The sequence below is a fragment of the Pseudomonas sp. B21-035 genome, assembly GCF_024748945.1.
In the GTDB taxonomy this organism is placed as follows: domain Bacteria; phylum Pseudomonadota; class Gammaproteobacteria; order Pseudomonadales; family Pseudomonadaceae; genus Aquipseudomonas.
Genome location: NZ_CP087179.1, coordinates 3,338,436 through 3,356,526 on the forward strand (window position 1 = coordinate 3,338,436; position 18,091 = coordinate 3,356,526).

The following is an 18,091-nucleotide window of genomic DNA, read 5'->3' on the forward strand; positions in this document are numbered from 1 at the left end:
CCCGACAATGAGTTCACGCAACCCGGTCATTTGGCACGAGGGTTTGTTCGTCAAACCCCAGCACTTCCAGCAACAGGCACGCGCTATGGAGGCCGCCGCGCAACAGCGGGTCGAGAGCCTCAACCCGGCGCCGTACGGCTTCAGCGAGCTGGAGCTGAACAACGAGTTCCTCAATTTTGCCAAGGTGGCGATCAATCGTGCGCGGGGCATCCTGCCTGACGGCAGCGTCTTCGACATCCCCGGCGACCTGGCCCCGCCGGCGCCACTGGAAATCAGCGACAGCGGCCTGGTCAACCAGGTGGTCTACCTGACACTCCCGCTCAAATCCTCCGCAGGCCTGGAGGTGCGCTGGCCCGAGCAGTACGCCAACAGCCGCTACATCGCCCAGCGCAAGCCTGTGCATGACATCCACAGCGAAAGCGGCGACCAGGTGGAAATGAACCTGGCGGTCCCCAACCTGCAACTGATGCTCGAACGCGATGACCGCAGCGCCTTCACCAGCATTGCCGTGGGCAGGATCCACGACAAGCGCCCCGACGGCAGCCTGGTGATGGACGAGCAGTTCTATCCCACCAGCCTGTCATTGCAGGCGGTGCCGGCGCTGCAGCGCTACCTGGGCGAAATCACCGGGCTGATGCGTGAACGGGCGCGCAACCTGGCCGAACGCATCGGCTCGCCCGGGCAGTCCGGGGTGGCCGACGTCACCGACTTCAACCTGCTGCAAACCCTCAACCGCTGGTACCCGCTGTTCCAGCACCTGAACCGGCAACGCCACATCCACCCCGAACGCCTGTACATCACCTTTGCCCAGGCCTGCGGCGAGCTGGTGACCTTCACCGATGAGAGCCACCTGCCCGAGGAATGCCCGGCCTATCAGCACGACAGCCTGCACCAGTGCTTCAAGCCCCTGGAACTTACCCTGCGCCGGGCCCTGGGCACGGTGCTGCAACCACGGGCGGTATCGCTACCGATCGAAACCCTGGAGTACGGCGTCATGAGCGCCGCACTGGGCGACAAGCGCCTGCTGGACAACGCCGAGTTCATTCTGGCGGTACGCGCCAACCTGCCGCTGGAGACCTTGCGCCAGCAGTTGCCGCGGCAGATCAAGATCAGTTCCAGCGAAACCCTGGGCCGGCTGATCAGCCTGCAACTGCCGGGCATCCCCTTGATCCCCCTGCCGGTGGCGCCACGCCACCTGCCGTTCCACGCCGGCTTCAGCTACTTCGAACTCGACCGCCACGACCCGGCCTGGCAAAGCCTGCACAGCGCCAGCGGCTTTGGCTTACACATCGCCGGTGACTTCCCTGAGCTTGAGCTGCAGCTGTGGGCCATCAGGAGTGAAAAAGATGCGTGATGCCAGCCAGGAGCCGAGCAATCAAGAGCTCCACTTTGACGCGGTGCCGCACAAAACCGGCAACCCCGCCGGCGCTCCCGGGCCGCTGCGCTGCGACCCGCAGTTCGACTTGCGCGGGCTGTCGTGGAACCCCCTCTGTGATGCCGCCATGCCGCTGATCGGGCTGGTCCTGCGCCTGCATAGCCTGGACGCGCACGATGAGGTGCTGGCCTTGCGCCAGAGCATTCACAACCAGATCGTCACGGTAATGGAAGAAGTCGCCCAGCTCGACTACCAACCCAGCACCCTCAAGGCCTACTCCTACAGCCTCTGCCTGCTGGTGGATGAAGTGGTCATGAGCAGCGCCTGGGGCTTTCATGGCGAGTGGCGACAGCAGCCGTTGCTCAGTGCCTTGCACCATGAATCCTGGGGCGGCGAAAAGTTCTTCACCCTGCTGGCGCGCATGTCCAGCGAAGCGGCCAAGTACCAGCACGTCCTGGAGTTCATGTACCTGTGCCTGTGCGTGGGCCTCAAGGGCAAGTACGGCAAGCAGGCCAACGGTGAGGTCGAGGTGCAGAAGATCATCACCCAGTTGCACGGCGTGCTGCGCCCGCTCAGGGGCGAAACGCCCACGCAGTTGACCGAGCCGCTGCGCAACATTGCCCCACGCAATTACCGGCTCAAGCGCAGCTTGCCGCTGTGGACACCCTGGGCCCTGGCCGCCGTGGTCCTGGTGGGCGCCTACAGCGCCTACGCCCTGCGCCTGAACAGCATCAGCGAACAGGTGCTGGTGTCGCTGGAACGGATTCTCAGCCTTTGAACGATTTTCAGCGCGCCACCGGGCGCCTGCAAAGCCTGGCCCATCGGGCCAACACACTCACCGTCATGGCGACGGTGGCGACCTGCGGGTCGTTCAATCGAACGCGACACGGAGCATGTCATGCCAACACCTGCCTACATCAGCATCCACGGCCAGAACCAGGGCCACATCACCAAGGGCGCCTTCACCGCCGACTCGGTCGGCAACGTCTATGTCGAAGGCCATGAGGACGAGATCCTCGCCCAGGAAATCGATCACCAGATCACCACCCCGACCGACCCGCAGAGCGGCCAGCCGTCAGGCCAGCGGGTGCACAAGCCACTGATCTTCACCAGCGCCCTGAGCAAGGCCTCGCCGATGCTCTACCAGGCCCTGGCCACCGGCGAAATGCTGCCGACCGTCGAGGTGAAGTGGTTTCGGACCTCGGTAGACGGCAAGCAGGAGCACTTCTTCACCACCAAGCTGGAAGACGCCACCGTGGTCGACATCCACACCGTGCTGCCCCATGCCCAGGACAGCGACAACGCCAACTACACCCAGCTGATCAAGACCAGCCTGGCCTACCGCAAGGTCAGCTGGAGCCATGAAGTGGCCGGCACCGAGGCCTCTGACGACTGGCGCAAACCGGCCTAACCGCTGCGCCCGTACCGTTGCGCCACGGCTCGCCTGTGGCGCACCCCTTTCCTGCTGCACCGATCAGGAGGCGATATGCCTGCCATCGTACTGCTTGGCCACAACCATCACTGCCCCACCTGCGGCCCGACCACGGTCGACAGTGGCGCCGACAGCTTCACCGTCAACGGCCGCGCCATTGCCCGGGTTGGCGACACCCTCGGCTGCGGCGCCAGCATCACCAGCGGCTCGTCGTCGATGACCATTGGCGGCCATTCTGTGGCCCGGGTCGGCGATACCACCGACCACGGCGGCACCCTGGAAAACGGCGACGCCAGCTGGCTGGTCGACTGACCCTACAAGGAGCCCCCCATGCCCCGCCAAAGCGACCTGCGCTTCACCTTCGAGCCCCTGCAGGGCGACGCCTTCGAGGTGGTCGAGTTCCGCCTCGAGGAAGGCCTGTCCCAGCCCTTTCGCCTGAGCCTGGAGCTGGCCAGCCACGATCCGGCCGTCGACTTCAACCGCGTGCTCGACCTGGCCGCGCTGTTCACCCTGTGGCGGGGCGACACCCCGGTGCGCTACGTGCACGGCCTGGTCAGCCTGTTCAGCCAGGGCGACACCGGCTTTCGCCGCACCCGCTACCGCGCCGTGCTCGAACCCAGCCTGGCACGCGCCGGCCTGCGCTCGAACTGGCGCATGTTCCAGGGCCAGAGCGTGCCCGAGATCATCCTCGCGGTGCTCGAGGCCCAGCGCCTGAGCGAGGTCAAAACCTACCTGTGCTTCGACCATCCGCCGCGCGAGTACTGCGTCCAGGCCGGCGAAAGCGACCTCGACTTCATCGCCCGCCTGGCCGCCGAAGAGGGCCTGCTGTACAGCTTCGAGCACCGTGCCGACGGCCATACCCTGTGGCTCACCGACCGCGTCGGCGGCCTGGGCACCATCGGCACCCACGAGCACTGCCCGGTGCTCTACCAGCCGCTGGCCGGCGGCGACAGCGCCGAGCCGGCCCTGCAGCGCTTTCACTACACCGAACAGGTGCGCAGCGCGCGCCAGGTGCAGCGCGACTACACCTTCACTCACCCCTACTACAACCTGCAGCACAACGCCGTCGGCGCCAGCGACCTCGACCACCAGCACAGCGACTACGAACGCTACGACTACCCCGGCCGCTACAAGCGCGACGCCAGCGGCAAGCCCTTCACCAAAACCCGCCTGACCGCGTTGCGCAGCGACGCCCGCCTGGCCCACATGGAAGGCGATGACGCGCGTCTGCAGCCGGGCCTGGCCTTCGACCTCAACGACCACCCGCGCGAAGACTTCAACGACCGCTGGCGCACCATCGCCATCGAGCACCACGGCACGCAGCACAGCAGCCTGCTCGAAGAGGCCTTCGGCAGCGACAGCGGCACCGCCTACCGGCTCAGCGCCAGCGCCATCCGCTGGGACGCCGACTGGAAAGCGCCGCTACGGCCCAAGCCGCGCATCGACGGCCCGCAGATCGCCAGCGTGGTCGGCCCGCCGGGCGAAGAGATCTACTGCGACGAATGGGGCCGGGTCAAAGTCAGCTTCCCCTGGGACCGCGACAGCCACCAGGACGACCACAGCTCCTGCTGGATCCGCGTCGCCCAGGGCTGGGCCGGCGCCACCTGGGGCGCCATGGCCATCCCCCGGGTCGGCCAGGAACTGATCATCAGCTACCTGGACGGCGACCCCGACCAGCCCATCGCCACCGGCCGCGCCTACCGCGAAACCAACCTGCCGCCGTATCAACTGCCCAAGCACAAAACGCGCATGACCATCAAAAGCCGCAGCCACAAGGGCCAGGGCTTCAACGAGCTGCGCTTTGAGGATGAGCTGGGGCAGGAAGAGGTGTTCATCCATGCCCAGAAGGACAAGAACGTTCATATCAAACACAACAATGGGGTGTTTGTTGGCAATGATCGCAGTGAGAAGGTCGAGCGCGATGAGCAGATCGAGATCGGCCACGACCGCAGCGAACGGGTCGGTAACGATGAGCGGGTTGAGGTTGGGCAGGATCAGTATTTGCAGGTGGGGCGTGATCGCTTTCAGACCATTGGCCGCAACCACTCGCTCAACATCGGTGGCGATCGTATCGAGGAGGTAGCCAACAATCGATTAGAGAAGATTGCCGCTGACTATCACTCCGAAGTTGGAGGCAACGCCCAACATTCGGTGAGAAACGCCTATCAGCTGTCTGCCCGCCACAGTATCGAGCAAAAGACTACCCGCTTCGAAGTTGCCGCAGGCGAGCGAATCGAGCTCAAGGCCGCTGGCGGGAGTATCACCATCGATTCCAGGGGCATCACCCTCGACGGATTGACCATCCATTTCAAGGGAACGGTGACCAGCGATGCAAACGGATCGGGTAATTCGTTTACCCATGCACCTCCCTCTCCCGCTCCACTCGGCAATTTCTTGGGCCGCTACACGCTGGTGAAGAACGATCAACGCGCCTTCTCAGGTTACCGGTACCGCATCAGCACTGGCGCGAGCGTACTCGCCGAAGGCTTGACCCGCACTTCAGGCGAAACCGATTGGGTGACAACCGAGAACGTCCAAGCCGTGCAGGTCCATAAGGCCGTCATGCGTGAAGACCAACGGATCACCGAGGACTGGCAGTCAAAAGTGGCTGCGATCGACTGGCAAGCTGCTGAGTACAGTGCCGATGAATTGTTTCCGGACGCATTGATTGACTATTACATGGGAGTAGATGACTGATGCCAGCCCCCGCCGCTATTGCGCGTGTAATCGAGGCCGCCTATCGCGCCTACAGGGCGCATCAGGTTTCTGAGGCAGTAAAGAGCGCAGCAGATCTGGCCGAATTCGCGCACGAGATTACTGAACGCAGAAACAAGATCAAGCAAGTTCTTCAAACCACCATAGAGAAGATGGCGCAGGAAGTTGACACTAAGAGTTCAACCTTTGCTCAAGTCGACCACGGTGGCAATAGCACCGTCTCCAGAAGAGGCAATGAAAATATAACGTTCAAGGAGTTCATTGAGCGCAAGGTTCCCTTTCGCCCTGCCATTAGCCAGGTGTGTACCACTGCGTTGCAAATCCCCATCAAAACACCTCGACGGATTCGCAAGAAGATGGGTGATGAATTGGTCAACAGCACAATCGAGATCGCACTCAAGCAACTCACTGCCTCATTGTTTTTCGAAGCCATTGACGAAGCGCTGGACTGGCACAGCCCACTCAAGGCTGAACCCAATTACAACCGTGCTAGCAGCAAAGCTCTGCTAGGTGAACCACCGACACGGCCCAAGCGCTTTGGCAAGGTGACGTCATTCTGGCCGCGACCTCGGGGAAGCCTTGCACCGGACTTGGTGGTAGTCGAGTACCGACAAGAACCCTTTGAAATCGAAAACGTTTTTGCGGCAGTCGAAATCAAGTTCCCCAGGGATTGGGCCAAGGCGATACAGATAAAGGAATACGTCGACCTCATGACGCCAAAATCCGGGGTGAATCGAGAGAAGATCGGCAAAGAAAAAGTAGCACTGCTGCGGGTTCCGGAAGATTGCACTGGCTTCGAAGCGGAAGAAAAGAAAAAAACTGTACAGAAAGGCAAAGGTGGAAGGAGCTAGCCATGAGCACTACGCACGAACTATTTGATGACGAAGAGCGCCGCGACTTTATTGATTTACTCAAGGAGTGGCCAAATTCATATTGGGGGACAGATGAGGCTCGGCACAGTATCAGCCCATTTATAACCTTCTATTTCTTACCCAAAGAAGAAGAAAACAAAGAAATTTCAGCACTGTTAGTTGATATTCACGAGGAGTTTGAACAGCTGGCCGGGTACCCCTATAGCATCTTCATGCACGGCGCCGCTGCACGCCCTCGTCGCTATGATGCATTGCACCGCCCTGACCTTAGAAAACTGGCCAGCAAGACTGAGCCGTACGAATACTTTGTCTTCGAGTTCACCGATGAAGAAAACCATGCCTCTTCACCGACGACGGCCGGCTACTTTTGGCGCAGCAAGTTCAAAGCGGCCGACTGGAAAACAGCCTATTCATCGATTGTCTTTTACTACCGCTGGCAATGGTGGCTGGACAACCGCGAGGCGTGGCGCATATTTGTGCTCAAGACCATCGACCGGCTCAAAGCCGACCAGGTCTATAGCGGCTTTGCCATGGCCAACCCGCTGGAGTTCGGCACACGTGCCGCCGTCACCACCTGGGAGCGCGCCTTGACACCTGCGTTCTACGGCTTGGATATCGATTACCCGTACGGGATGGACAACGAGTTACTCGACGGCATTCGCCCGCCCACGTGGGCCTTTTTGCTCGCCGACCGCTGGCGCGAGAAACTTGACCTGACGCGTGAGCAAGTGCACAACGCCCTGGCGCATCCGCGCATCAGTATCACCGAATTGCAATGCGGCCTATGGATCGAACTGGGCGAACAACCGGAGCTCTATCCCGCCGAGTATGGCGTGCCTGAGTTGCCAATGCTGTTGAACAAATTGTTAAAGCCCATTCGCTACGACGACTTGGGCTTATTGGGATTTGGTCAATGGGACGGCGATCCCAACGAGCGCTTCACCGACGCGGACGGCCGTCGCTGGATGGGCCGCTTTGATGCCGACAGCGACTGGCCTACACCCTTCATGCGCGTTGGCGCGCTGCCGACGAAGACGTGCACTCTACCCCCTGCACCGGCATGCGCCGTCGCCGGTATGCCATGCCTCCAAGCCGGGGTTTGGCGCATGGTCGGCCAGGCGGACAGCCGCCGAGTGTTTGAACAGGGGGACATCCTGCCCCACTTGAGCAATGAGTCGGATGACGGCTTTGTTATCTGGCAGCGCGACCCCGACCAGACCCCGCCGGAACCGGCTCGTTACGCCAACAGCCATGAGCCAGCTCCTCGTGCAGGGCGCTGGGAACTTGAGAGCGACCCGTGCGTGTCATGCGAACTGCGCGTGAATGATCTGCTCCCGCTTCATGCAGATCAGATTGTGCGCTGGCGCTGGCTTGGCTTCGGGCTTCGTGTACTCAGTGGGTCACTGTGTCCATATCCTGGAACATGGGTATGTGAGTACAAAACTGGCAGCAAGCGCTTTTTCGAATACGAGGCCCCTATGCCGACCATCGACGGCGAAAAAGTCGTCTGGTTTTGGTTGACCATATCGCCCCTGTGAGACTTGCTACTTGGTGATCATTGACTGCAACAACCACTCGCTACAGCCCAAGCAGAACGTACAAGCCGCGACCAAAACGCCATAGAGAGCACGTTCCAATGTACATATTCGACGACGCTATGAAATATAGTCCACCCTTTCTCGACAACCCCGCTCCAGGGCGCAAGTACGACCTGCCACGTCCGAACCAGCCACCAACTATGGAGCCTTCCCCTCTATTGCTGGCGAATTCGCCAAATCACGTAAATGACATATATCTGGAACTTGCCAGCTCCACGGCGTGGATTCGTGGAATCGGGCTTTGGTGTGCAGCGAGTATGGCTGCAACAACAATTGCACAGGCTTATTTTTTTGTCCTTATCAGCTTTAGTGCCCCACCGCCCTACCTCCAATTTTATATATATCAGAACTAGGAATTACGCTCATTGGATTGTGGCTAGTCGCTTATATCTGGAGAATGGACACCGAAGCCCCCCGAGACGAACCTATTCGGTTCAACCGCCTCCGTCGCAAAGTCTATGTATACCGTTTTTTCCATAATGGTCTTCTTCCTTTTAGCCGAGTTGCCTGGGGGGTACTCCCGGTAGCATACGATTGGGATGACCTCCACGCAGAAGCCTGTAGAGGCTATGTTCCTGGAACAGCCAGAGTAGAGAACATAACAATTAGTGTTCTTAAGCCAGGTACAAACGAGGTATTAGATCGCTTCCCGTTTTCCTGTGACATTCTACAAGGCGAAATGTACTGGGCCATGGCCCAACTATTCATGCAGCAGGGACCGCAGGCGCTCCCTGCCTTCCCTCGCCCGCCCCGGGACTGGAACAACGAAAAGGTCACCTTCAATCTCGCCCGGCGCCTCGCGCCCAAGGTGAAATGGCCGGAAGATCTGGACCTGGAATCACGGACGGCCCCTTGATGCCCGTAAAAGAAACAGCCCCTAGTCAACAAAATCCAGATCTCATCCGACATATCTGACAGACAAAGGCAAAGAGCTATGTAGGACGTGTCTGATTTCCATCTCGTCTCTTGAGGCACCAAGCCCCACCCACCTAGATTCCCCTGACGCGTCCCCTGCAGCCTCAGGCTCAGGCTCAGGGCGCTACCCCAATCAACGGCAAGGATGTCGACATCAATTCAAGGACCCACGATGGAATTTCACAACCAGACGCCCTTTGCCGCGCTGTGTTTCAGCGCACTCGACCCGCGGGGCAACGAACATCCCGTGGTGGCCATCAAGGTTGGTTATCGCCTGCTGCCGATTGCCGGCCAGCCGGGGCACTGCAGTGCCGAAGTGATGGCTGAGGAACCGGCCCTGCTCTGCGCCGCCGATCGCTACTTCGGTGAACAAGGCCGCAGCAGTGTCTATGAAGAAAGCGACCTGGCGCCGTTCAAACCGCGCTGCGATGTGATCGTCAACGGCCATGCCCACGCCCCCGGCGGCGAACCGGCAACGTCCTGGACCGCCGGCATCCGCTTGAGTGCGCCCCAGGGCGAAACCGCGGGCGAAATCCTGCTCGACAAACAGCTGCGTTTCAGCGGCCCGCGCTACTTTGAACACGGTCTGTTCAGCGGCTGGCGCCTGTCTGCCGCGGAACCGGCCACCTGTGTGCCGCTGCGTTGGGAGTATGCCTTTGGCGGCAGCAGCGTGTTGGCCAACCCCGGCTACCCGGGCACCAGCGCCGAGCCCTACCTGCTCCATCAGGTCTGCTACAGCAACCCCCTGGGCCGGGGCTGGATCGAAAAGCGTCACGAAAAACACGCCTGGTCCCTGCAAACGCCACTGCAACGCCTGGCAGCCCCGCAAATCGAAGCACTCGAGCGGCCGGTGACCCACCTGCACATCACTCACCACCCGGACGGCGACATCAGTGCGGCCGACATGGCCCAGTTGTCGGCCACCTACGGTTACTGCCCGGCAGGCTTCGGGGTGGTGGGCCGGGACTGGGCACCACGCCTGGCCCTGGCCGGTACCTATAACAAAGCCTGGCAGGCAAAGCCCTGGCCCGGGCTACCCGCCGACTTCGACTTTGCCTACTGGAACGCCGCCCCTATCGACCAGCAAATCGACTTTCTTCCCGCCAGGCTGCGCATCGAACTGTTCAACCTCACGGCTCCAGCCCTGGGCCACAACGGCCAACTCTGCGTCGAACTGCCCGCGCACCGGCCCTTCGTGCTGATGCACCTGCGCAGTGGCGAAGTCCTGGCGCTGCCCCTGTTCACCGACACCCTGCACATCGATACCGATGCCATGACCCTGTCGTTGACGCACCGGATCAGCCTGCCCCGCCCGGATGACATCGAGGCACTGGAGGCCTGCTTCGATGCCGAGCCGTGCGCGGCTGACTGAAAACTCCACGCCATTCCCTCCCGACGCTTTTTCGTTTCTGCGTCGCTTTTACGTTTCTGTGCGACACATCCCACTTCAGGCACTCCCGTACCAGGCCCTCATGGTGGTAGCTTGGAAATGTTTTGTTGCACCCATCCTTTCTCATTATTTGCCTGCAAAGGAATGCCCCCCGCAATGAATTTCGCCCTGAAAAAACTGGCTGCGGCCACCTTGATGCTGGCTGGCCTGGCGTCAATCACCACGCCTGCCTATGCCAACCTCACCCCACAGCAACGCGCGGCCATTCTCAAGAGCTTCAGCGACACTTCGGTCAAGGACTTCCGCCAGTTCCTCGCCAGCCTGGCGAAAAGCGAACTCGGCAAGGCCGACAAACTCGATCAGAGCATCGCCGCCTTCCTCGCCAACCAGCAGCTGACGGCTGAACAACAGAACGAAATCCATCGCCTGCTGGGCATCTATGCGCGGGTCAAGTACGGCGATGCGGCCACCCAGACCCTGCGTGAGCTGGTGGCCATCCCGACCTTCCGGGTCGACGGCGTCGAGCAGCACGACAACCCCGAGTTCATCAAGATCGCCGAGAAGATCAAAGGTCTGGCCAAGGCTTTCAACCTGAACTTTCGTAACATCGACAACCGTGTCTATGAGATTTCCCTTGAAGGCAAAGGCGATGAAGTGGTCGGCATCCACGCCCACGCCGACGTAGTACCGGTGACGCCAGAGAACTGGGTACTCAAGGACGGCACCCGCCTTGACCCGTTCAAGGTCACCCTGATTGGCGATCGCATGTACGGCCGCGGCACCGAAGACGACAAAAACGGCATCGTCGTGGCGATGTACGCGATGAAGATCATCAAGGAAGAAAAGCTGCCACTGGCGCGCAACTTCAAGCTGCTGGTCGACACCACCGAAGAGACCACCGGCGACGCCATCCCCTACTACTTCGAACGCAACCCCACGCCCAACTACAACCTGGCGCTGGACGGTGGCTACCCGGTGGTGATCGCCGAGAAAGGCTACGGCACGGTCATGGCCAGCTTTGCCCGCCGCGCAGGCGAAGGCAACGGCGCTGAAATCACCACCCTGAGCGGTGGCCTGGCCACCAACCAGATCCCTTCGACTTCGGTGGCGACCCTGGTGACCGACAAGCCCGCCGAACTGGCAGCCAGCCTGCAAAAAGCCGGCGCTGAGTACGTCAAGGCCAATGGCGGCAATTTCGAGGTCAGCGCCAAGGTCGACGGCAAGGATGTAAAGCTGACCGTCACTGGCGTCTCGGCGCACTCCTCTGAACCTGAGTCCGGGGTCAACCCGGTGGCGCGGATGCTCGGCTTCATCAACGGCCTTGATGGCAAGGTTGCGCTCAAACACAACCACATCACCGACGCCGCTCGCTACGCCGCCGACAACTGGGGCCTGGACTACCTGGGCGGCAAACTGGGCGTGGGTTTCTCCGACAGTTTCATGGGCCCGCTGACCACCTCGCTGACCTACGTTGGCCTCGATGACAAAGCCTTGAAACTGGCGGTCAACCTGCGGGTGCCAAAGGGCAAAAGCCCGCAAACCCTGAAGAGCGAAATCGCCGGCAAGCTGGATGCATGGAGCAAGCAGAGCCACATCAGCCCGACCTTCGACTACTCGATCGCCGAGCCGATGTACCGCAACCCCGAGGGCGAGTGGGTCAAGGCGCTGCTGGCGGTTGCCAGCGAGAACCTGGGCATGAAGCACGAATTCGGCACCTCCGCAGGCGCCACCTCGGTGCATGAACTGCCCAACGGCGTGCAGTTCGGCCTGGCCATGCCCGACGTCAAGTACACCGGGCATAACGACAACGAGTTCAAGACGGTGGAGCAGTTCCTTCTGGACCTGCAGGTGGTGACGGAAATGATGGGGCGTGTCGGGCAACTGCCCAAGCTCTGACCCATGCAGCAGGCCCGCTGTTGTGGCGGGCCTGCCTTGCGCAGTTTGTTAGACGCTATCGCACCACTTGCAGGTTATGATCCACCAACGTCCCTCCATGGAATGGATAAAACATGCACAAGCCCCCACCCAGGTCACGATTGCTCAGGGCCGCAGTGTCTGCACTGGCCATCGCCAGCATCAGTGGCTGCCTGACCAGCAAGTTGTACGAGCCGCGAGCCAGCGATGAAGTCTATACCGAGCAGGTTGGCCAGCTCTATGTGACGGCAGACCAAAAGAGCTTTGTGGTGCTGGGCAAAAAGTACCATTACTTCATCCTCGTCGAACCCGCGCTGTTGCAGGCGATTCGCTCAGGGTTGCATGCCAGGATGCAGGCCGAGTTTCTGCCGGTTCACGTCAGCATGTATGAAACCCTGGACGGCGAGTTCGAGCTCAGGATTCCCGGGCTTGCGCAACTCCAGGCACATGAGATCAACGAGGCAAAAGCGCTGGGCTTTGTGGTCTCAACGCAACAGGACGCCCTGGTGCGTCGCTACAAAATTCAAGGCAGCCGATTCGAGGCGAGAAAGGACATCAGCGCCCTGGAGGGCAACACGCTGAACAGCACCTACACCCTTCAGGTTTCGGCCTACAGAGAAAAGAGCAAGGTCACCCAGGTGCTGCTGACACCGGTCACTGTCACTGCGGATGGCGTGTTGATGATCCTCGCCGTGCCGCTGCTGCCGGTGGCGTTCATGGCGGCGCAACCGTTCCGGGTCAAATAGCACTTGTATAGCCAAATGATATCATTTTGACGTCAACTAATTTACCATCGCCGCGCTCTTCTGCGTGGCCCTGTCTTTTTGTCAGCGCAAGGTCCAGCCCCGCACGGAAGCGAAGCACTTAAAACGCCGCTAAAGGAATGAACCGTGACCCCCGTGATGTTCCGCAAAACCCTGCTCGCCCTGGCCGTAACCGCCACCGCCCTGCCCGCCCTCGCTGAAACCGTGCAACTGACCAACGCCGGCTTCAAAAGCGAGCACCAGCGCTACAGCGGCAACCTCGAGATCAACGGCGCCTACAGCGGCGGCAGCGACGAAGATGCCATCGAGCTCAATGGCTCGAGCATCGAGAAAGACCTGATTCTCAACGCCACCATCAACAGCACCGGCGACTTCGCCGGCGGCGTCGATATGGACGTGTGGGAAGGTACGCAGCCGTGGGTGGCCAACAGCGTTGGCGGCGACGTGATCAACAAGGGCAGTATTTCTGCCATCGGCGGTGGCGCCAACGCGCTGATGATCGACCCGGCCAAGATCGGCGGTAGCGTCATCAACGAAGGTTTGCTGTACGCCGAAGGTGCGCCGTTGAGCGACGACGGCGGCCGTGATGTTGCCCGCGCCGTGGATTTCTCCGGCTCGTCGGTGATCAAGGGCGACCTGCTCAACGCCGCCAGCGGCAAGATCATCGCCAAGGGCGAAGATGCCAAAGGCATCAACCTTGAAGGCGGCGAGATCGTCGGCAAGGTCATCAACCGCGGCCTGATCGAGGTCACCGGCGCCGGCGCCACCGGCATCGACGCCACCACCAGCGGCTCGGGCATGTACACCGACATGGTCGACCTGGCCGGCATCGAGAACCACGGCACCATCATTGCCAATGGCGACGACGCCGAGGGCATCCGCATCGACGGCGCCAGTTTCACCGGCATGAACAACCACCTGGTCAACACCGGCACCATCCGCGCCGAAGACGCCGCCATCGCCATCGGCTTCAGCGACTTCGACAGCCCGGGTGCCCAGCCCTGGTACAAAGCCGAAGGCGACTTCAACATCTTCAACAGCGGTTCGATCATCTCTGCCGACGAGGCCATCGACGCCTCGCAAAGCAACCGCCCGGTCGAGCTGATCCTGCGCAAAGGCAGCGTCATCGTCGGCAACCTGATCGACCTGAGCAACATCGAGATCGAAGGCGACACCTCCTTCACCGGTACCGACAGCCGCGCTGACGGCGCCAACATCCGCATGAAAGACGGCGGCTGGATCGATGTCGGCAGCCTCAGCGACGACCTGAAAACCACCCTGACCTTCGAAGCCCCGCACACCAGCATCGACGGTAACCTGTACGTCGCCGGCAACTCGGCCCTGGGCCTGAACCTGAGCAGCGCCACCGACGCCAACCGCGCCGTGCTCAAGGTCAGCGGCACCACTCAGTTCGGCCAGGGCGCCCAGTTGCAACTGGCGGCCAAGGGCGAAGACTTCAACGCCAATGGCAGCCGCTACACCCTGCTCCAAGCCGGCCAGATCGAACTGCTGGGCGCCGACGGCGAAACAGTCGACCCGAATGGCAAACTCAACCTGGTCAGCAGCTCGGCGCTGCTCAAGGTTGACAGCTTCACCGTCGACAACAACCAGGTGGTGGCCGTGGTCACCGGCAAGGGCAAGGAAGAAGTCGAACAGATCATCACCAACCAGGGTGGCTCGGCCAACAGCCAGAAAGCCCTGGGCAGCCTGACCGCCGACGGCATGATCGCCAAGCTGGCCAACAACGACCCGTTCAAGCAGGCGCTGCTCAACGCCGACGAAGCCCAGGTCGCCAAGCTGGCCTCCGAGCTGACCCCGGAAACCAACGGCGGCGCGACCCAGGCGGCCACCACCAGCCAGAACCTGGTCAGCAACGTCACTGGCAGCCGCACCAGCTCGCTGCGCGGCGCCTCCTCGGGTGAAGGCTTCAAGGAAGCTGGCGTCTGGGTGCAGTCGCTGTACAGCGATGCCAGCCAGGACCTGCGTGACGGCGTGGCCGGCTACAACGCTTACAGCCGCGGTATCGCCGTCGGTGCCGATGGCAAGCTCAACGACAACCTGACCCTGGGCCTGGCGTACAGCTTCATCAACACCGACGTCAACGGCAAGAGCGGCAACCAGACCGAAGTCGACAGCCATGCTTTCACCCTCTACGGCGGTTTCGAGCACGGCAACTACTTCGTCGATGCCAGCCTGACCTACGGCTTCAACGACAACCAGAGCAAGCGCAGCATTGCCGGCACCCAAGCCAAGGCCGACTATGACAGCGACCTGCTGGGCCTGAACCTGGTCGGTGGCTACACCTATCACATCAACCCGCAAGTGCTGGTCGAACCGCGCCTGGCGGCCCGCTACAGCCTGGTCAACATCGACGGCTACCGTGAAAAAGGCTCTTCGGCAGCGCTCAAAGTCGAAGACCAGCGCTATGAAGCCATCGAGCTCGGTGCTGGCCTGCGCGTGGCCGGCAGCGTCGCCCTGGGCGCCGGTACCCTGGAGCCGCAAGCCAAGCTGATGGCGTATCACGACTTCGCCGCTGACGAAGCAAAAAGCACCTCGACCTTCCTGCTCGGCAGCACGCCGTTCGTGACCAGCGGTGCCAAGGCGGCGCGTGACAGCTATGAAGCCGGCGTGGGCGCCGACTACAAGCTGGGCGCGGTAACCCTGGGCGTCAACTACGACTACATCGGCAAGTCGGGCTTCGATGCCGACGTGTTCTCGGCGAAAGTCCGTTACGACTTCTGATGAGTCAACACCTTGCCGGCCCACACCCGTGGGCCGGCGTCGGTCGAACCTTGGGGGCGCTGCTGGTCAGCGCCCTTCTTGGTGCCTGCCAATCCCCCTTTCAAGCGCTGCAGGAGCTGGCTGAACAGCACGGTCGCCACGTACAAATCGTGCCGGGCCAGGCATTCCCGCTGGTCCTCTTGCCGCCGTCTGAGCAACGCCCCACCGAGCGCCTGCGGGTGTACCTGGAGGGCGACGGCCATGCCTGGGCCACGGCTAGCCAGCCGAGCCTCGACCCCAGCCCGCGCAACCTGCTGGTGGCGCGCCTGGCGATCAATGATCCAGCCCCCAACGCCTACCTTGCCCGGCCCTGCCAGTTTGTCTCGGCTGCAGGCTGCACGGCGGCGCTGTGGACCGATCGGCGTTTTTCCCAGGAGGTGGTGACCAGCCTCAGCCAGGCCCTGGACCGGCTCAAGCAGCGCGTTGGCAATCGCCAGTTCGAGTTGGTGGGCTATTCAGGTGGTGCGGCATTGGCCGTGCTGCTGGCCGCGCAACGGGACGATGTCGCGCAGATCCAGACCCTTGCCGGCAATCTTGATCCAGGCTTATGGGTACAGCTCAAAGGCTTGTCGCCCCTGAACGGTTCGCTCGACCCGATGGTCTATCGCCAACGCCTTGTAGCATTGCCCCAGCGCCATCTGCTGGGCGGCCGCGACCAGGTGATCAGCGCCGAGATCAGCGCCAGTTTTCGCGGCACGCAGGCATCCAGCCGGTGCAATCAACGGGTGATCATCCCGGCTGCAACCCACGAGCAGGGTTGGGAGACAGCCTGGGCGCTTTGGCAAGGCCAGGCGATCGGACCCTGCCCCTGAACCCAGGCATCGCCTCACTGTGCCCAGCGCGCCTCGCTGTTTTGTAGCGCCGAGGCAATGGTCGCCAACTTGCCGTCCGGCAGGGTGTCCGGCAACAGGTCGGTACCGGAGCTGACGTACAACTGCGCATAGGCATTACGCAATTCGGCATACGACAGGTCGCGCTTCAACTGTGTCTGCAGGTTGTTCAGCTCGCCCTGGATCAGCTCCAGCTCACCAATGTTCTGGGTCTGGTAGCGGTTGCGCAGTTGCTCGGCGATCTGCCCGTCCAGTGCCGCCAGCTCTTCGCTGGTGCGAAACTGCCGCGCGGCCTCGTTGTAGTTGGCGTTGGCCACGTACAACTGTGCCAGCACCGCCATCGACATCGCCTGGCGGCGCGCCGCCGCGACGTCTTCGCCGGCCTTGGCGACCTTGATGGCCGCCGGGGCCGAAAGCACGTTGAACAGGTTCCAGGTCACCTTGACGCCGTAATCCGCCCAGCTCTGGTTGACCAGGAAGGAGTTGCTGTCGTAGTGCCCGCCGGCCGAGAACTCCAGCCCCGGCAGCAGGCGCAGCATGGCCTTGCGGGTTTCGGCGGCACTGATCCGCGCCTGGTAGTCCTGCTCGCGCAGTTCCGGGCGGCTGGCCAGGGCCTGTTGCTCCAGGCGCGTGAAGTCGCCCTTGAACTGCGGCACCGTGTAGCCCTCTTCCGGCGCCAGGCTGAAGTCGGTGTTCAGCGGCAGGTTGATCAGCGCCGCCAGTTCCGTCTTGGCCAGCGACAGCGCGCGGCGCTGCTCTTCGAGCTGGCGGGTCGCCTCGATCAACGCACGCTGGTAGCTGAGCGACTGCACCGGGTCGCCAATGCGCTGCCTGCTCATGTGCTGGCTGTTGTCCCGGGCCTGGGCCACGCGGCCCATCAGGCTGTCGATCTGGGTCAGCAGGCGCTGCGCCGCGACCGCCCGCCAATAGGCCGAGCGCACGTCCTGGGTGATGGTGTGGATGACCTTGCGGCGCCGTTCCTGGAGGATCAGGCGCTGGTCGGCCTGCTGCTTGGCACTGACGTAGCTGACACCGAAGTCCAGTACGTTCCAGACCATGGTCAGGTCCGCCACTTCACGGTCGCGGTCCTGGGAGGTCGACGGCTCCAGGGACTGGGTACCGGTCTGCACGCTCTGGCTGCTCGAAGCGCTGACATTGTTGCGCCCGGCGTAGCCGGCTTCCATGGCCATGCGTGGCAGCATGTCGAAGCGCGCCAGGTCGACCTGGCGCTTGGCCAGGGCTTCTTCCATGACCTTAAGGCGTGATTCGAGGTTGTACTTGACCGCCCGGGCCATGGCCTGGTGCAGGGTCAGCGGGCCGTTGAGCGGCTCCTGGTCCTTGAACATACTGACCAGGTCGGTGCGCGCGCGCTCCTCGCTGATGCTGCGCTCGATCGGTTCGCTGGTAACCGCACATCCGCTGATTGCCAGCGCCAGCAAGCTGGCGCTGAACAGTTTCTGACTTTTTTTCATCCTTGGGCCGCCCCCTGGTACGGCTCGATCATC

Annotated in this window: 14 protein-coding genes; 13 read left to right on the plus strand and 1 reads right to left on the minus strand. The window is 61.9% G+C overall.

The window, feature by feature from the left end; genetic code table 11:
* Positions 1-7 precede the first annotated feature (7 nt).
* The 13 genes from tssK to LOY22_RS15235 all read left to right on the plus strand — a co-directional run bounded on the left by tssK (position 8) and on the right by LOY22_RS15235 (position 16,568).
* The gene (gene tssK, locus LOY22_RS15175) at positions 8-1,354 is read left to right on the plus strand and encodes a type VI secretion system baseplate subunit TssK (RefSeq protein ID WP_258593770.1); all 1,347 of its coding nucleotides are present in this window, start codon (positions 8-10) and stop codon (positions 1,352-1,354) included.
* Positions 1,347-2,153, plus strand: coding sequence for a type IVB secretion system protein IcmH/DotU (icmH, locus tag LOY22_RS15180; protein WP_093381832.1), 807 nt, complete (start codon positions 1,347-1,349; stop codon positions 2,151-2,153). Before tssK ends, icmH begins: the two co-directional genes overlap by 8 nt.
* Positions 2,154-2,273: 120 nt before the next feature.
* On the plus strand, positions 2,274-2,786 hold the full coding sequence (locus LOY22_RS15185) for an Hcp family type VI secretion system effector (RefSeq protein ID WP_045197961.1): 513 nt from the start codon (positions 2,274-2,276) through the stop codon (positions 2,784-2,786).
* Between the two features lie 75 nt (positions 2,787-2,861).
* On the plus strand, positions 2,862-3,119 hold the full coding sequence (locus LOY22_RS15190) for a PAAR domain-containing protein (RefSeq protein WP_093381831.1): 258 nt from the start codon (positions 2,862-2,864) through the stop codon (positions 3,117-3,119).
* Positions 3,120-3,137: 18 nt separating this feature from the next.
* Positions 3,138-5,504: a type VI secretion system Vgr family protein gene (locus tag LOY22_RS15195; protein ID WP_258593773.1), complete on the plus strand. Its 2,367-nt coding sequence runs from the start codon at positions 3,138-3,140 to the stop codon at positions 5,502-5,504.
* On the plus strand, positions 5,504-6,373 hold the full coding sequence (locus LOY22_RS15200) for a hypothetical protein (RefSeq protein WP_045193994.1): 870 nt from the start codon (positions 5,504-5,506) through the stop codon (positions 6,371-6,373). The genes LOY22_RS15195 and LOY22_RS15200 overlap by 1 nt, the downstream gene beginning before the upstream one ends.
* A 2-nt stretch (positions 6,374-6,375) precedes the next feature.
* Entirely contained in the window at positions 6,376-7,932 is a 1,557-nt protein-coding gene (locus LOY22_RS15205) for a DUF3396 domain-containing protein (RefSeq protein ID WP_258593775.1), read from the plus strand.
* 430 nt (positions 7,933-8,362) lie between these two features.
* Positions 8,363-8,848: a DUF6708 domain-containing protein gene (locus tag LOY22_RS15210; RefSeq protein WP_309475557.1), complete on the plus strand. Its 486-nt coding sequence runs from the start codon at positions 8,363-8,365 to the stop codon at positions 8,846-8,848.
* A gap of 231 nt (positions 8,849-9,079) precedes the next feature.
* Complete coding sequence (locus LOY22_RS15215; protein WP_258593778.1) at positions 9,080-10,279, plus strand: DUF2169 domain-containing protein; 1,200 nt, start codon at positions 9,080-9,082, stop codon at positions 10,277-10,279.
* Between the two features lie 174 nt (positions 10,280-10,453).
* Positions 10,454-12,193, plus strand: coding sequence for a dipeptidase (locus LOY22_RS15220; RefSeq protein WP_258593779.1), 1,740 nt, complete (start codon positions 10,454-10,456; stop codon positions 12,191-12,193).
* A 113-nt stretch (positions 12,194-12,306) separates the two neighbouring features.
* Entirely contained in the window at positions 12,307-12,957 is a 651-nt protein-coding gene (locus LOY22_RS15225; protein ID WP_213604151.1) for a hypothetical protein, read from the plus strand.
* Between the two features lie 156 nt (positions 12,958-13,113).
* The gene (locus LOY22_RS15230) at positions 13,114-15,717 is read left to right on the plus strand and encodes an autotransporter outer membrane beta-barrel domain-containing protein (RefSeq protein WP_213604410.1); all 2,604 of its coding nucleotides are present in this window, start codon (positions 13,114-13,116) and stop codon (positions 15,715-15,717) included.
* Positions 15,717-16,568, plus strand: a complete 852-nt coding sequence (locus tag LOY22_RS15235; protein WP_195884374.1) for an alpha/beta hydrolase — start codon at positions 15,717-15,719, stop codon at positions 16,566-16,568. The genes LOY22_RS15230 and LOY22_RS15235 overlap by 1 nt, the downstream gene beginning before the upstream one ends.
* A 14-nt stretch (positions 16,569-16,582) precedes the next feature.
* Here the strand turns inward: LOY22_RS15235 and LOY22_RS15240 are convergent, their stop codons facing one another.
* A complete protein-coding gene (locus LOY22_RS15240; RefSeq protein WP_258593781.1) occupies positions 16,583-18,058 on the minus strand; it encodes a TolC family protein in 1,476 nt (491 codons plus the stop codon).
* Positions 18,059-18,091: the final 33 nt, after the last annotated feature.